This window comes from Herbiconiux sp. VKM Ac-2851, from assembly GCF_013205105.1.
Taxonomy (GTDB): Bacteria; Actinomycetota; Actinomycetes; order Actinomycetales; family Microbacteriaceae; genus Herbiconiux; species Herbiconiux flava.
Genome location: NZ_JABMLJ010000001.1, coordinates 332,344 through 347,864 on the forward strand (window position 1 = coordinate 332,344; position 15,521 = coordinate 347,864).

A 15,521-nucleotide genomic window follows, 5' to 3' on the forward strand; every position below is an offset into this window, starting at 1 on the left:
CCGCTACTCACTCACCCAGGTGTCGCCGAAGTATGGGATCTGCAGCGTCGGCAGGAGCGACAGCCCCTGCACCCGGTCGCCGTAGCCGATCTTCTGCAGGTGGTCGTACAGCGGCAGCACGTACGCGCCGTCGGCCAGCAGCTGCTGCGCCTTCTCGTACAGCGCGGCCCGCTCGTCGGGGTCGGTGGTCTGACCCGCCGCGGTCACGGCGTCGTCGAGCTCGGGGATCGACACGTGCGCGTTGTTCGGGTGGTACCCGCTCGGTGCCGGGATGATGTTCGCCGAGTCGTACAGGATGCGCAGCACGTCGGGCGAGTTCTTCGTGTAGATCGCGCTGGTGAGGTCGAAGTCCCAGGAGCCGAGCGCGGCGTACCAGCTCGACAGGTCCATCGGGTGCAGCTCGACGTCGAAGCCGACCGCCTTGGTGGTGGCCTGGATCTGCTCGAACAGCGACACCTCGGCCGGGATCGACTGGTTCGTCGACACGGGGAAGTCGACCGTCAGCCGCTCGCCGTCCTTGGTGCGGTAGCCCTCGGAATCGCGCGACGTCCAGCCGGCCTCGTCGAGCAGCTGGTTCGCCTTGTCGGCGTCGATGGCGTAGTCGTCCTCGAACGAGGCGCCGAACGGCGTCGACGAGGACAGCACCGAGTACGAGCGCTCGACGGTGCCGAAGAACAGGCTCTGGATGCCCGGGTTCACGTCGGCCGCAGCGATGAAGGCCTTGCGCACCTTCTCGTCGTCGAACGGCGCGTAGCCCGAGTTCAGCTCGAGCCGGATCGAGGCACCGGGCAGCGCACCGGTGAGCACGTCGAGCCCGCTGCCGTCGGCGGTCGCGGCCACGACGTTGTCGGGCTGCATCTCGTCGATCACGTCGACCTCGCCCGACTGCAGCGCGGCGAAGCGGGTGGCCGGGTCGGGGATGAAGCGCCACTGGATCGTGTCGAGGTAGGCCGGGCCCTCGTGGGTCGCGCCCGCAGGCGCCGAGGTCCAGTCGTCGTTGCGGGTGAGGGTCACGTGGTCCTGCTTGACCCACTCCGAGAAGACGAACGGGCCGGTGCCGATCGGCGCCTCGCAGTTGGCCTCCATGCCCCGCTCGAGTCCGGCGGGCGACTCCATCGCGAGCCAGGTCTGGGCGAGCGACTCGAGCAGCGCGCTGTCGGGCTCGCTCAGCACGAAGCGGGCGACGGTGGGGGAGACGACCTCGACGGAGGAGACCTTGCCGAGCGCGAGGATCGCGGTCGAGGAGGCGGTCTCCGGGTCCTTCATGTGCGCGACGTTCGCGGCGACCGCGGCGGCGTCCATCGGCGTGCCGTCGGTGAACGTGATGCCGTCGCGGAGGGTGACGTCCCAGCTCAGCCCGTCGTCGGCCGCGACGCCCGACTCGGCGAGCCACGGCACGATCGCGCCGGTCTCATCCTGCGAGAACAGCGACTCGAGCACGTTGGTGCCGACGAGGGCCTGCGGCATGTTGCCTCCGACGTGCGGGTCGAGGCAGGTGGGCTCGCCGAAGCCGGTCGCGTAGGTGAGGGTGCCGCCGGCTGTGGGGGTCGCGGGGGTGTCCGACGGAGCGGCGTCGGCCGAGCATCCGGCCAGCAGCAGGGCGGAGGCGGTGGCCAGCCCGGCGAGGGAGAGGGCGAGGGAGCGGTGACGCAGGGGCACGACGGAGCCGTTCTGTATGGGATGGTGGGAGGGCGATCTGCTGTGATCGTCACCAGTCTAATTCTTGTACGCGATCTATTTATTCCCCGGGAGCAAGAATGGCCGGTCGGCCGAGGGCGTCGTCGGAGCGGATGCTCGAGGAGGCCGCCTCCGAGCTCTTCCTCGAGCAGGGCTACGCGAAGACCACCATCGAGCAGATCACGCGCCGCGCCGGGGTCAGCCGCAACACCTTCTTCAACTACTTCCCCGGCAAGGCCGACCTCCTCTGGGTCGAGCTCGACGCGAGCCGGGCGGTGCTGACGGATGCTCTCGCCGCAGCCCCCGCGAGCACCGACCCCCTGGCCGCCGTCGAGGCGGCCCTCGTCACGACGGCCGCCGCCCTCACCCCCGGCCGAGCGCCGCTCGCACTCACCCAGTGGGAGGTGATGGGCATCGACGAGGAGCTGAAGGCCGCCGGACTCGCCCGCGCGCTCGCCCACGCCGGAGTCGTCGAGGCCTTCCTCCTCGGTCGCGGCCTCGACGCCCTGACCGCGCGGGGGATCGCCCTCGCGGTGGTCGGCGCGGCCTCGGCCGCCGTGGGGCGGTGGGCCGCCGACGGACCGGAGCGCGCACCGCTCGAGACGTATCTGCAGAAGGTCGTGCATCCTGTGCTCTCGGGCTTCGGCATCGGTTAGAATCGCCTACTGAACGACTGTGAACCGGCCATCACCGGGGAGTCTTCGGAAGAACGGCGGCCGGGCGACCGGAGGCCAAGTAGAACCGAACGGGTCGGGCCCGTCACAGCCTAAGAACGAGCGGTCATCCGGGGCGAACGCACCGGGCGGCAAGCGAGGTGGTACCACGGCGGGTGAGAGCCCACCGTCCTCGTGGAACAGGCAGCACCGATCAGGCCGTCCAGGAGAACCATGACGTACCCCAAAGACTCCGACGAGTTCAGCTCCGTCGTCCCGTCGCCGAGCTTCCCCGAGGTGGAGGAGGGCGTGCTCGCCTTCTGGAAGGGCGACGACACCTTCCGCTCGTCCATCGCGAACCGTGAGGGCGGCGCCGAGTGGGTCTTCTACGACGGCCCGCCGTTCGCCAACGGCCTGCCGCACTACGGGCACCTGCTCACCGGCTACGCCAAGGACGTGTTCCCGCGCTTCCAGACGATGCGCGGCAAGAAGGTCGACCGCCGCTTCGGCTGGGACACCCACGGCCTGCCGGCCGAGCTCGAGGCGATGAAGCAGCTCGGCATCACCGAGAAGAGCCAGATCGAGGAGATGGGCGTCGAGGTCTTCAACGCCGCCTCCCGCAAGTCGGTGCTGAAGTACACCGACGAGTGGCGCGCCTACGTCACCCGCCAGGCCCGCTGGGTCGACTTCGACAACGACTACAAGACGCTCGACACCACGTTCATGGAGAGCGTGCTCTGGGCCTTCAAGCAGCTGCACACGAAGGGCCTCGCCTACGAGGGCTACCGCGTGCTGCCGTACTGCTGGAAGGACGAGACGCCCCTCTCGAACCACGAGCTGCGGATGGACGACGACGTCTACCAGATGCGCCAGGACCAGACGGTCACGGTCACCTTCCCGCTCGTGGGATCGCGCGCCGAGGCGCTCGGCCTCACCGCGGTGCGGGCTCTCGCCTGGACGACCACGCCCTGGACGCTGCCCACCAACATGGCCCTCGCGGTCGGTCCCGACATCGACTACGCCCTCGTGCCGGCCGGTCCGAACGGCACCGCCGACGCCGAGGTGGCGCGCGAAGGGGAGGGCGGCCAGACGGTACTCGTCGCCGACTACCTGCTCGCGAGCGACCTGGTCGGCAACTACGCCAAGGAGCTCGGCTACGACTCGGCCGACGAGGCCCGCGCATCCGTCACCCGCACCCTGACGGGCCGCGAGCTCGAGGGCGTCGCCTACGCGCGGCTCTGGGACTACTACGCCGACACCGAGAAGTGGGGCACCCAGAACGCCTGGCAGATCCTCGTGGCCGACTACGTCTCGACCACCGACGGCACCGGCATCGTGCACCAGGCCCCCGCCTACGGCGAGGAGGACCAGAAGGTCTGCGAGGCCGCCGGCATCCCGGTGATCATCTCGGTCGACGACGGCGGGCGCTTCCTCTCCACCGTCTCCGACGTGGCCGGGCAGCACGTGTTCGAGGCGAACAAGCCGCTCACGCAGCTGCTGAAGGCCGAGGGCCGGCTGATGCGCCAGGCGAGCTACGAGCACAGCTACCCGCACTGCTGGCGCTGCCGCAACCCGCTGATCTACAAGGCGGTGTCGAGCTGGTTCGTGCGGGTCACGAGCATCCGTGACCGCATGGAGGAGCTCAACCAGCAGATCGACTGGGTGCCCGAGAACGTCAAGGACGGTCAGTTCGGCAAGTGGCTCTCCGGCGCCCGGGACTGGTCGATCTCGCGCAACCGCTACTGGGGCTCGCCCATCCCGGTGTGGAAGAGCGACGACCCCGAGTACCCGCGCGTCGACGTCTACGGCTCGCTGGCCGAGCTCGAGGCCGACTTCGGCACGCTGCCGCTGAACCGCGACGGCGAGCCCGACCTCCACCGCCCGTTCATCGACGACCTCACCCGGCCGAACCCCGACGACCCCACCGGGCGCTCGACCATGCGCCGCATCCCCGACGTCTTCGACGTCTGGTTCGACTCGGGGTCGATGCCGTTCGCCCAGGTGCACTACCCGTTCGAGAACCAGGACTGGTTCCGCACCCACAGCCCCGCCGACTTCATCGTCGAGTACATCGGGCAGACCCGCGGCTGGTTCTACGTGATGCACGTGCTCTCGACCGCATTGTTCGACCGCCCGGCGTTCCGCAACGTGATCAGCCACGGCATCGTGCTCGGCTCCGACGGGCAGAAGATGTCGAAGTCGCTGCGCAACTACCCCGACGTGTCCGAGGTCTTCGACCGCGACGGCTCGGATGCGATGCGCTGGTTCCTGATGTCGAGCTCGGTGCTGCGCGGGGGCAATCTCGTCGTCACCGAGGAGGGCATCCGCCAGGGGGTGCGCGAGCTGCTGCTGCCGCTCTGGAGCACCTATTACTTCTTCACCCTCTACGCGAACAGCGCGTCGGACTCCGGCTACGAGGCGCAGTGGCGCACCGATTCCAGCGACGTGCTCGACCGGTACCTGCTGGCCAAGACCCGGGAGCTCGTGCAGTCGGTGACCGCCGACCTCGAGGCGCTGGACGCGACCGTCGCCTCGGCCAAGCTCCGCGACTTCGCCGACGTGCTGACCAACTGGTACGTGCGCCGGTCGCGCGACCGCTTCTGGTCGGGCGACGACCACGCCGCGTTCGACACGCTCTTCACCGTGCTCGAGACCGTGACCCGGGTGGCCGCGCCGCTCATCCCGCTGGTCGCCGAGGCGATGTGGAAGGGCCTCACCGGCGGACGCAGCGTGCACCTCACCGACTGGCCCGACGAGAACGACTTCCCGGCCGACGCCGGCCTCGTGCACACCATGGACACCGTGCGCGCCATCTCCTCCACCGTGCTGTCGCTCCGCAAGCAGAACGGGCTGCGCGTGCGCCTCCCGCTCGCCGGCCTCACCATCGTCACCGACGACGCGTCGAACCTGGAGCAGTTCGAGGCCATCCTCCGCGACGAGCTGAACGTGAAGAGCGTGAGCTTCGTCGACCAGCACGCCACCAGCGCCGCCGAGTTCGGCATCACCTCGCGCCTCACGGTGAACGCCCGCGTCGCCGGCCCGCGCCTCGGCAAGAGCGTGCAGCAGGCCATCAAGGGCGCCCGCTCGGGCGACTGGAACGAGGCCAACGGCGTCGTGAACGCCGGCGGCATCGACCTGCTCGAGGGCGAGTACGAGCTCGTGCTCGAGGCCGCCGCCGACTCGGCCGAGGGGGAGTCGGGGCAGAGCACCGCGCTCGCGCTCCTGCCCGCCGGCGGCTTCGTGCTGCTCGACACCACGCTGACGCCTGCGCTCGAGGCGGAGGGCCTCGCCCGCGACGTCATCCGCGCGGTGCAGAGCCAGCGCAAGTCGAGCAACCTGCTCGTGACCGACCGCATCCGTCTCACCCTCAAGCTCGACGAGGACTCGCGCAGCAGCTTCGCCGAGTTCCCCGAGCTGCTGGAGCTCGTCGGCCGCGAGGTGCTCGCCGCCGGTGTCCCCGTGCTCGCGGAGATCTCGGACGAGGAGCGGGTGAAGCCCGTCCCGGTGGGAGCCTCGGGCCGCGTGTCGATCGAATTGGAGAACGCACTTGTCTGACAACTTCTTCGGCGGCGACTTCGGCCCGCCCGCAGACGACCCCGACGAGAACGAGGTCGAGGCGGGCGTCTCGCCCGGAGACGACTTCGACCGCGTCGGCCTCGACGCGCCCGACGAGTACGTCGAGCAGGGCGACGCCGTGTACGAGGCGCTGCTCTCGCGCCTCGGCGAGGCGCAGCCCCAGCCTCGGCTCTCGGCCACGCGGCGGGTGGTGGAGCTGCTCGGCGACCCGCATCACGCGTACCCGATCATCCACATCACCGGCACCAACGGCAAGACCTCGACGAGCCGCATGACCGAGAGCCTGCTGCGTGCACTCGGCCTCCGCACGGGCCTCTTCACCAGCCCGCACCTCGAGCGCCTGAACGAGCGCATCATGATCGACGGCGTGCCGATCACGAACGAGGCGCTGGCGTCGAACTGGGGCGACATCGAGCCCTTCCTGGAGCTCGTCGACAGCGAGCTGGAGGCCGCGGGGGAACCGCACCTGACCTTCTTCGAGGCACTCTCGGTGCTCGCCTTCGCCTCGTTCGCCGAGGCGCCGGTCGATGTGGCCGTGATCGAGGTCGGCATGGGCGGCGAGTGGGACTCGACGAACGTCGGCGACGGCCAGGTCGCCGTGATCACTCCGATCTCGCTCGACCACACCAACCGGCTCGGCTCGACCGTCGCCGAGATCGCGCGCACCAAGGCCGGCATCATCAAGCCCTCGGCGCAGGTCGTCACGGCGGTCCAGCCGCCCGAGGCGCTGGCCGAGCTCCAGCGCGCCGCCGAGCTCTCCGAGGCGACCTTCGCCGTCGAGGGCACGGCGTTCCGGATGCTCGACTCCACGGTCGCGGTCGGGGGGCAGCTCGTCACGATCCAGGGCCTCGCCGGCACCTACCGCGACGTCTTCCTGCCGCTCTACGGAACCCACCAGGGCCACAACGCCGCCGTCGCCGTCGCGGCGGTGGAGTCCTTCCTCGGCGGCGGCACCCAGGCCCTCGCCGACGACGTCGTGACCGAGGGGCTCGCCACGGCGACCTCGCCCGGACGCCTGCAGCTCGTCGGCACCGAGCCGACGGTGCTCGTCGACGCCGCGCACAACCCCGGAGGCGCCGAGGCGCTGGCCACAGCCGTGGGGGAGTACTTCACCTTCGACAAGGTGGTCGCCGTCGTCGGCATCCTGGCCGACAAGGACGTGGCGGGCATCATCCGCGCCCTCGACCCCGTCGTCTCGGAGTTCGTCGTGACGACGAGCTCCTCCGACCGGGCGATCGATCCCGACGAGCTCGCCTCGGTGGTCGTCGGCATCGCCGGCGCCGATCGCGTGCTCGTCGAGCCCTCGCTGGAGGAGGCGCTCGAGCAGGCGCGGGAGTCGGCCGGCGAGACCGAGAAGGGGGCCGTGCTCGTCACGGGCTCGATCACCCTCGTCGGAGAGGTCATCACGCTGGCCGCTCGCGAGGGCTGGAAGGGCGCGACCGAGTGAGGGGAGCATCCGTTCGCCAGAGCCTCGCCTCGATCGTGCTCGGCTTCGAGTCGATCGTGATGTTCTTCGCTGCGCTGGTGATCTTCGGGCTGAAGGCGCTGCCCGCGCCCGCCGCGCTGATCGGCGGCGCGGTGCTCTGCCTGCTGCTCGTCGTGAACGTCGCGCTGCTGCGCTTCCGCTGGGGCTACTGGCTCGGCTGGGCGCTGCAGGCGGTGATCGTGGCGGCGTGCTTCCTCGTGCCCTCGCTCGCGATCGTCGCGGCGATCTTCATCGGCCTGTGGATCTACTGCATGGTCAAGGGCGCCCAGATCGACCGCCAGCGCGCCGCCTGGCGGGTCGCGCAGGAGGCCGAGGAGGGCGACGAGCAGGGCGGCTCCCCGGCGGCGGCCGTCTAGCTTCATTCGCTAGGGTTTACGGCATGACCACCTACGTCGAAGAAACCCTCGTCCTCGTCAAGCCCGACGGCGTCGCCCGCAACCTCACCGGCGAGATCCTGCGCCGCATCGAGGCGAAGGGCTACCAGCTCGTCGACATCAAGCTGATCGAGCCCGACCGGGAGCTGCTGGCGTCGCACTACGAGGAGCACCAGGGCAAGCCGTTCTACGAGCCCCTCGTGGAGTTCATGGAGTCGGGCCCGATCGTCGCCCTGCGCATCACGGGCAACCGCGTGATCGAGGGCTTCCGCTCGCTGGCCGGCACCACCGACCCCACCACGGCCGCTCCCGGCACCATCCGCGGCGACCTCGCCCGCGACTGGGGCCTCGCCGTGCAGCAGAACCTCGTGCACGGCAGCGACTCGCCCGAGTCGGCGCAGCGCGAGCTCGCCCTCTGGTTCGGCTGAGCTAGAGCATCCGGAGGATCGTGGTGACGGCGTCCAGCCGCAGCTGCGCCAGCACCACGATCACCAGGAAGCTCAGCAGCACGAGCGTCCACATCCACGGGTAGACGAGCGCCCCGACCTCGCGGCTGCTCCGCCCGTTGCCGAAGTGGCCCTGCTTGACGTTGTAGGCCGTGACGTACCAGAACATCGGGATCACCGAGGCCCAGACGAGCATGCAGTACGGGCAGAGGGTGCCGAGCACGAAGATGCTGACGCCCATCAGCCAGACGATGAAGGCCACGGCACCCACGAAGCCGAGGTTGAACAGCACCCAGAACCACTTCGCGAAGCGCGCTCCGGCCAGGATGGCCATTCCCACCACGATGGGCGCGATGAACGCCGCGACGCCGATGATCGGGTTCGGGAAGCCGAACACCGAGCCCTGCTCGCTCGCCATGTTGGGCCCGCAGGTGACGAGCGGCGAGATGTTGCAGCTCGGCACGTAGTCGGGGTTGATCAGCGTCTGGATCTTCTCGAGCGTCAGATCGAACGAGGAGTACCAGCCCAGTACCCCCGCCACGATGAGCAGAACGGCGAGGCCGATCGGGCGGCGGTATTCAGCTGTTTCGGCAGGCACCCGGCCAGTATCGCAGAGCGCGTTCGCGAGCATTCTGGGAATGCGTGCGATAATCGACGGAGGTTTCGGTGATCGTCAGCGAAACCGCCAACGAAGGCTTTCCGGGCTCATCGTCCCCGGGCACCGCAGACGCGCTGCCCCACGAGGCGTCAGACCCCGACACGAAGACAGACAGAGCGACCGGGTCCGCCAGCAGGCGGGCCGGCGCATGAGCGAGATCAGCGGAGGAGACGCGCAGGCGGACCTTCGCTCGTGAGAGTACCTGCCGGTGGGTGAGAGCCCCTGGCTGGCAAGGAGTGCACCAGAGATGGTGGAGAACAGTTCACACAATGACAACGACGCGAACAACCAGGAGGGAACGGGCCGGCGCAAGACGCGGCTGTTCGGCGGTCGCCGGGCAGGCAAGAAGACGGATGCTCCGGTGACCTCCTACCGCGACGCCCCCACGTCGCCCGAGCCGGAGCCCGCGACGCCGGCCAAGCGCGAGGTGCCCGCAGACGTTCTTCAGGCCCCCGCCGAGGCGCCCGTCGCCGCGGCGTCCGCGGATGCGACGGACGCCCCTGCGGATGCGCCCGAGGCCCCCGCCGATGCGCCCGAGGCACCCGCCGAGGCACCCGCCGACGAGCCGGAAGCTCCCGTGCTCGAGGCCGGCCCGCACGACGACGAACCGGGCCTCGCCCCGTTCAGCGCGGCCGGTTCGGCCTTCCAGGCACCTGAGCGCCCGCGCGCGCTCAGCACCACCTCGCTGATCTTCCAGGCGCCCGACCTGCCCGACCTCCCGCCGCTGCCGCCGCGAGACCGCGACCGTGAGCCCCGCGACCGCGACCCCCGTGACCGCGACCCGCGCGACCGCGACGAGCAGGCCGCCGAGTCCTCGGTGCGCCGCCGATCCCGTCGCCGCTCCGGCGAGGAGACCCGCGGAGGCCAGGACGACCCCGAGAACACCGTCGTCAAGGTCCGCACCCCGCGCGAGCGCGAGGAGCGTCAGCCCGAGCTCATCACCGAGCCGCAGCGCATCAAGGGCTCCACCCGCCTCGAGGCCAAGAAGCAGCGCCGCCGCGACGGTCGCGACGCCGGCCGCCGGCGCCCCGTGGTGACCGAGGCCGAGTTCCTCGCCCGGCGCGAGGCCGTCGACCGCCAGATGGTCGTGCGCGCCAAGAACGACAAGATCCAGATCGCCGTGCTGGAAGACGGCGTGCTGGTCGAGCACTACGTCGCGAAGGCGCAGGACGCCTCGCTGATCGGCAACGTCTACCTCGGCAAGGTTCAGAACGTGCTGCCGAGCATGGAGGCCGCCTTCGTCGACATCGGGCGAGGCCGCAACGCGGTGCTCTACTCCGGCGAGGTCGACTGGGACGCCGCGGCCGAGAACAACGAGGGCAAGGGCTCGCAGCCCCGCCGCATCGAGCTCGCCCTGAAGTCGGGCGACACCGTGCTCGTGCAGGTCACCAAAGACCCCGTGGGCCACAAGGGCGCCCGGCTCACGAGCCAGGTCAGCCTCCCCGGCCGCTACCTCGTCTACGTGCCGAACGGCTCGATGAACGGCATCTCGCGGAAGCTCCCCGACACGGAGCGGGCCCGCCTGAAGCGCATCCTCAAGGAGGTGCTGCCCGAGAACGTGGGCGTCATCGTGCGCACCGCGTCCGAGGGCGCCACCGAGGAGCAGCTGACGCTCGACGTCAACCGCCTCACCGCGCAGTGGGCCCACATCAGCGAGCAGGTGCAGAAGCAGCAGGCCCCGCACCTGCTGCACTCCGAGCCCGACCTCCTGATCAAGATCGTCCGCGACGTCTTCAACGAGGACTTCCACAAGCTCGTCATCTCGGGCGACGACGCCCGCGCGACCATCGAGAACTACCTCGCCGCCGTCGCTCCCGACCTCCTCGACCGCGTCGAGAAGTACGAGGGCGAGAAGGACGCGTTCGACGAGTACCGCGTCTCGGAGCAGATCGAGAAGGCTCTCGACCGCAAGGTCTGGCTGCCCTCGGGCGGCTCGCTCGTGATCGACCGCACCGAGGCCATGACCGTGGTCGACGTGAACACCGGCAAGTTCGTCGGCTCGGGCGGCAACCTCGAGGAGACCGTCACGAAGAACAACCTCGAGGCCGCCGAGGAGATCGTGCGCCAGCTGCGCCTGCGCGACATCGGCGGCATCATCGTCGTCGACTTCATCGACATGGTGCTCGAGTCCAACCGCGACCTCGTGCTCCGGCGCCTGATCGAGTGCCTCAGCCGCGACCGCACCAAGCATCAGGTCGCCGAGGTCACCTCACTCGGCCTCGTGCAGATGACCCGCAAGAAGCTCGGCCTCGGTCTCCTGGAGTCGTTCAGCGAGCCCTGCGAGCAGTGCGCCGGCCGCGGCATCATCGTGCACCACGACCCCGTGGTGAAGCACCGCTCGAGCCAGCAGCCCGCGGGCGGCTCGAACGGCGGCACCGGCAACGGCGGGTCGAACGGCTCGAACGGCGCCGGCCGCCGCAACGGCCGGGGCGGCTCGAACGGCAGCAGCTCCACCGGCAACGGCTCCGGCTCCGGCAACGGCTCGAACGGCAACGGCTCGCAGACGCCCCCGGTCGGCGGCACGCACGCCATCACCGAGAACGCCAAGAACGCCCTCGCCCAGATCGCCGCGTCCACGATCGCCGCGGCCAAGCACGCCGACGAGGTTCCGGATGCCGGTTCCGCACCCGTGACCGAGGCCGTCGCCGCCCCGTCCGACGCTCCGGCGGCCGCCACCGAGGCACCCGCCGCCGAGCCCGCCCGCGGCCCCGACGCGGCGGTCGCGGCCGAGCGCTCGACCCGGCGCCGCAAGTCGCGCCACTCGCGCGGCGACGCCGAGCAGGCACCCACGACGGAGGCACCCGCGGCCGCACCGGCCGAAGCGCCCGCCGCCGGAGCAGCGGCGGGGGAGACCACGCCGGCCCAGCCGGCCTCGGCCCCCTCGTTCGACGAGGTCGCCGCCCCGGTGTCCACCGGGGCACCGGTCGAGCCGGAGGCCGCCCCCCAGGCGCCCGCCTCCGACCCCGAGCCCGCCGAGGCCGAGCCCGCCATCGCGATCCTCGACATCCCCGTCACGAAGGCCGCCCGCGCCCCGCGCGTGAAGCCCGAGGAGGCCTCGCACCTGCTCGACTCGGTGCTCGACGCCCTGCCGGCGCCGAAGCAGCCCGGACAGGGCCGCTCGCGCAGCCGTCGCGTGTCGACGACCGCCGTCGTCTCGGCGCCCGCGGAGTCGAGCGACTCCTGAGCCGCCCCCGCTAGTGCGCGGAGCGCGTCCCCCGGTGGGCGCGCTCCGCGTCGCGGTCCCGACCGCGCACCCGCAGCCCGCTGGAGCGCAGCCGGACCACGAGCTCCCGGTAGCTGACCGGCACGGCCCCCGCGGCGACCAGCTCGTCGTGCCGGTCGACGGGCACGTCGTAGTGGTCGAGATCGAAGCTGCGGGCCGGCAGTCCGGCCGCCCGGGCGAAGCGGTGCAGCTCCTCCAGCGAGTCGTCGCTGACGAGGTGGCCCCAGATGGTACCGTGGGCTGGCCACATCGGCTCGTCGATCAGCACGGTCATGGTGCGAGTATCCCACTCGCCCCGGTTTGACCGAAATCACTCCGTCGAGTAGGCTTGACCGCTGGTGTGCGTGGAGCGTCGCTCCGCCGTTTGCCAAGACTTCCATGAGCTGCAGAGTGCGCTCGTGAGGGCCCCGAAGAAGAGTTAGGTACGTAAATTGGTTTACGCAGTTGTGCGCGCCGGTGGTCGGCAGGAAAAGGTCGAGGTCGGCACGATCGTTACCCTCGATCGCATCAAGGCCGACGAGAACGGCAACATCGAGCTGGCGGCCGTGCTGCTCGTCGACGGTGACACCATCACCTCCGACGCGTCGTCGCTGTCCAAGGTGAAGGTCACCGCCGAGGTCCTCAACGACCTCCGCGGCCCGAAGATCGTCATCCAGAAGTTCAAGAACAAGACCGGCTACAAGAAGCGCCAGGGCCACCGCCAGGAGCTCACCCGCGTCAAGGTCACCGGAATCAAGTAGGGATCAGGAAACATGGCACACAAAAAGGGTGCGAGCTCCACTCGCAACGGTCGTGACTCCAACGCTCAGCGTCTGGGTGTCAAGCGCTTCGGCGGCCAGGTCGTCGGCGCCGGCGAGATCATCGTCCGCCAGCGCGGCACTCACTTCCACCCCGGCGTGAACGTCGGCCGTGGCGGCGACGACACGCTGTTCGCCCTCTCGGCCGGTTCGGTCGAGTTCGGCCGGAAGGGCGGCCGCAAGGTCGTCAACATCGTCGCGGCGGTCGCGGAGTAACCTCCGCCGCTTCGGCATCATCTTCGCGCGATGGGCGGGCTTCGGCCCGCCCATCGTCGTTTCGTCTCCCAGAAAGATCGTGAGGTAACCGCAAATGGTGACTTTCGTCGACCATGTGACCCTCCATCTCAAGGCGGGCAACGGCGGCAACGGCTGTGTGTCCGTGCGCCGTGAGAAGTTCAAGCCGCTGGCCGGCCCCGACGGCGGCAACGGCGGCCACGGTGGCGACATCGTGCTCGTCAGCGACCCGCAGACCACGACGCTGCTCGGCTTCCACCGCGCCCCGCACCGCTCCTCGCAGAACGGCGGCCCCGGCATGGGCGACCACCGCGCCGGAGCGAACGGTGAGGAGCTCGAGCTCCCGGTGCCCGTCGGAACGGTCGTCAAAGACGCCGACGGCGTCGAGATCATCGACATGAGCGAGCCCGGCATGCGCTTCGTGGTCGCCGAGGGCGGCCAGGGCGGTCTCGGCAACGCGTCGCTCGCCACCACCAAGCGCAAGGCACCCGGCTTCGCCCTGCTCGGCACCGACGGCTGGACCGGCGACGTGCTGCTGGAGCTCAAGACCGTCGCCGACGTCGCGCTCGTGGGCTACCCCTCCGCCGGCAAGTCTAGCCTCGTCGCCGCCATGTCGGCCGCGAAGCCGAAGATCGCCGACTACCCCTTCACCACGCTGCACCCGAACCTCGGCGTCGTCGAGTCGGGCGGCACCCGATACACCATCGCCGACGTGCCCGGACTCATCGAGGGCGCGAGCGAGGGCAAGGGCCTCGGCCTGGAGTTCCTCCGCCACGTCGAGCGCTGCAGCGCCCTGCTGCACGTGCTCGACTGCGCCACGCTCGAGCCCGGCCGCGACCCGATCAGCGACCTCGACGTCATCCTCGGCGAGCTCGGCGCCTACCCGGTGCCCGAGGGCCAGGTACCGCTGCTCGAGCGCCCCCAGCTGATCGCCCTCAACAAGATCGACGTGCCGGAGGCCCGCGAGCTCGCCGAGTTCGTCAAGCCCGAGCTCGAGGAGCGCGGCTACAAGGTCTTCGAGATCTCCACCGCGAGCCACGAGGGCCTCCGCCAGCTCTCGTTCGCCCTCGCCGAGCTGGTCGACCGCGCGCGCCGCGAGGCCGCCGAGAACCCGGCCCCCGCGAAGATCGTGCTGCGCCCCAAGGCCGTCAACGAATCGGGCTTCCACATCGAGGTCGAGGGCGGAAGCTACGGCGACGTCTTCCGCATCATCGGCACGAAGCCCGAGCGCTGGGTGCAGCAGACCGACTTCACCAACGACGAGGCCGTCGGCTTCCTCGCCGACCGGCTCGCGAAGCTCGGCGTCGAGGACCAGTTGTTCAAGAAGGGCGCCGTCTCGGGCTCGACGGTCGTCATCGGCCGCGGCAACGCGATCGTGTTCGACTGGGAGCCGACCCTCACCTCCACGGCCGAGCTCGTCGTCGCCCCGCGTGGCTCCGACCCGCGCCTGGACGGCGGGCGCCGCCGCACCAACGTCGAGCGCCGCGACGACTACTACGACCTGATGGACGCCAAGGCGGAGGCCCGGGCCGAGCTCGTGCGCGAGAAGGAAGCGGGGCTCTGGAACCAGGAGGACGAGTCGTGACCGACGGTCACGATCTCCGCGCCCGGGTCACCGAGCGCAGCGGCATCCCGTCGGCCCGGCGCGTGGTCGTCAAGGTCGGCTCCTCGTCGATCAGCGGCGACAACGCCGGCCAGATCGAGCCCCTGGTCGACGCCCTGGCGGCCGCGCACGCGCGCGGCACCGAGATCATCCTGGTCTCCTCGGGCGCGATCGCCACGGGCATGCCCTTCCTGAAGCTCGACGCCCGCCCGAACGACCTCGCCACCCAGCAGGCCGCCGCTGCGGTCGGCCAGAACGTGCTGATCTACCGCTACCAGAACAGCCTGCGGCGCTTCGGCATCACCGCCGGGCAGGTGCTGCTCACGGCGGGCGACCTCGAGAACCCGACGCACCGCTCCAACGCCCAGCGCGCCATGGACCGGCTGCTCGGCCTCCGCATCCTGCCCATCGTGAACGAGAACGACACCGTGGCCACCCACGAGATCCGCTTCGGCGACAACGACCGGCTCGCGGCCCTCGTCTCGCAGCTCGTCGAGGCCGACGCGCTCGTGCTGCTCTCCGACGTCGACGCCCTCTACACTCGCCCTCCCCAGGAGCCGGGCGCGGTGATGATCAGCGAGGTGCCCATCGGCGACGACCTGGCCGGGGTCACCTTCGGCGACATCGGCGCGGCCGGGGTCGGCACCGGGGGAGCGGCCACCAAGGTCAGCGCCGCGCGCCTCGCCGCCGCCGCCGGCACGGCCGTGCTCGTCACCTCGACGGGCCGCGTGGCCGAGGCCCTCGCGGGCGCCGACATCGGCACCTTCTTCGCGCCCGCCCCGTAGACTCTCGGG

General features: G+C 70.5%; 13 protein-coding genes. 10 read left to right on the forward strand and 3 right to left on the reverse strand.

The window, feature by feature from the left end:
- Positions 1 to 3: 3 nt before the first annotated feature.
- The gene (locus HQQ85_RS01520) at positions 4 to 1,659 is read right to left on the reverse strand and encodes an ABC transporter substrate-binding protein (protein ID WP_371741718.1); all 1,656 of its coding nucleotides are present in this window, start codon (positions 1,657 to 1,659) and stop codon (positions 4 to 6) included.
- Positions 1,660 to 1,757: 98 nt separating this feature from the next.
- Here HQQ85_RS01520 and HQQ85_RS01525 point away from each other — a divergent pair, with 98 nt between their 5' ends.
- The 5 genes from HQQ85_RS01525 (at position 1,758) to ndk (ending at position 8,194) form a co-directional block, all read left to right on the forward strand.
- Positions 1,758 to 2,333, forward strand: coding sequence for a TetR family transcriptional regulator (locus HQQ85_RS01525; RefSeq protein WP_173180746.1), 576 nt, complete (start codon positions 1,758 to 1,760; stop codon positions 2,331 to 2,333).
- Positions 2,334 to 2,564: 231 nt separating this feature from the next.
- Entirely contained in the window at positions 2,565 to 5,885 is a 3,321-nt protein-coding gene (gene ileS, locus HQQ85_RS01530; RefSeq protein WP_173180747.1) for an isoleucine--tRNA ligase, read from the forward strand.
- Positions 5,878 to 7,353: a folylpolyglutamate synthase/dihydrofolate synthase family protein gene (locus tag HQQ85_RS01535; RefSeq protein ID WP_173180748.1), complete on the forward strand. Its 1,476-nt coding sequence runs from the start codon at positions 5,878 to 5,880 to the stop codon at positions 7,351 to 7,353. Before ileS ends, HQQ85_RS01535 begins: the two co-directional genes overlap by 8 nt.
- A complete protein-coding gene (locus HQQ85_RS01540) occupies positions 7,350 to 7,748 on the forward strand; it encodes a DUF4233 domain-containing protein (protein ID WP_371741719.1) in 399 nt (132 codons plus the stop codon). Before HQQ85_RS01535 ends, HQQ85_RS01540 begins: the two co-directional genes overlap by 4 nt.
- 23 nt (positions 7,749 to 7,771) lie before the next feature.
- Positions 7,772 to 8,194, forward strand: coding sequence for a nucleoside-diphosphate kinase (gene ndk, locus HQQ85_RS01545; RefSeq protein ID WP_173180749.1), 423 nt, complete (start codon positions 7,772 to 7,774; stop codon positions 8,192 to 8,194).
- A 1-nt stretch (position 8,195) separates the two neighbouring features.
- Here the strand turns inward: ndk and HQQ85_RS01550 are convergent, their stop codons facing one another.
- Positions 8,196 to 8,810, reverse strand: coding sequence for a vitamin K epoxide reductase family protein (locus HQQ85_RS01550; RefSeq protein WP_370545174.1), 615 nt, complete (start codon positions 8,808 to 8,810; stop codon positions 8,196 to 8,198).
- A 307-nt stretch (positions 8,811 to 9,117) separates the two neighbouring features.
- Here HQQ85_RS01550 and HQQ85_RS01555 point away from each other — a divergent pair, with 307 nt between their 5' ends.
- Positions 9,118 to 12,054 carry an Rne/Rng family ribonuclease gene (locus tag HQQ85_RS01555; protein WP_173180751.1) on the forward strand — a complete coding sequence of 979 codons (2,937 nt, stop codon included), beginning with the start codon at positions 9,118 to 9,120 and terminating at the stop codon, positions 12,052 to 12,054.
- Positions 12,055 to 12,064: 10 nt separating this feature from the next.
- Here the strand turns inward: HQQ85_RS01555 and HQQ85_RS01560 are convergent, their stop codons facing one another.
- Positions 12,065 to 12,367, reverse strand: coding sequence for a DUF4031 domain-containing protein (locus HQQ85_RS01560; RefSeq protein WP_173180752.1), 303 nt, complete (start codon positions 12,365 to 12,367; stop codon positions 12,065 to 12,067).
- 157 nt (positions 12,368 to 12,524) lie between these two features.
- Here HQQ85_RS01560 and rplU point away from each other — a divergent pair, with 157 nt between their 5' ends.
- From rplU to proB, 4 genes are all read left to right on the forward strand, one after another.
- Complete coding sequence (gene rplU, locus HQQ85_RS01565; RefSeq protein WP_173180753.1) at positions 12,525 to 12,833, forward strand: 50S ribosomal protein L21; 309 nt, start codon at positions 12,525 to 12,527, stop codon at positions 12,831 to 12,833.
- Positions 12,834 to 12,845: 12 nt separating this feature from the next.
- Complete coding sequence (gene rpmA, locus HQQ85_RS01570; protein ID WP_173180754.1) at positions 12,846 to 13,106, forward strand: 50S ribosomal protein L27; 261 nt, start codon at positions 12,846 to 12,848, stop codon at positions 13,104 to 13,106.
- A 94-nt stretch (positions 13,107 to 13,200) separates the two neighbouring features.
- Positions 13,201 to 14,709 carry a GTPase ObgE gene (gene obgE, locus HQQ85_RS01575; protein WP_173180755.1) on the forward strand — a complete coding sequence of 503 codons (1,509 nt, stop codon included), beginning with the start codon at positions 13,201 to 13,203 and terminating at the stop codon, positions 14,707 to 14,709.
- A complete protein-coding gene (gene proB, locus HQQ85_RS01580) occupies positions 14,706 to 15,512 on the forward strand; it encodes a glutamate 5-kinase (RefSeq protein ID WP_173180756.1) in 807 nt (268 codons plus the stop codon). The genes obgE and proB overlap by 4 nt, the downstream gene beginning before the upstream one ends.
- The last annotated feature ends 9 nt before the right edge of the window (positions 15,513 to 15,521 follow it).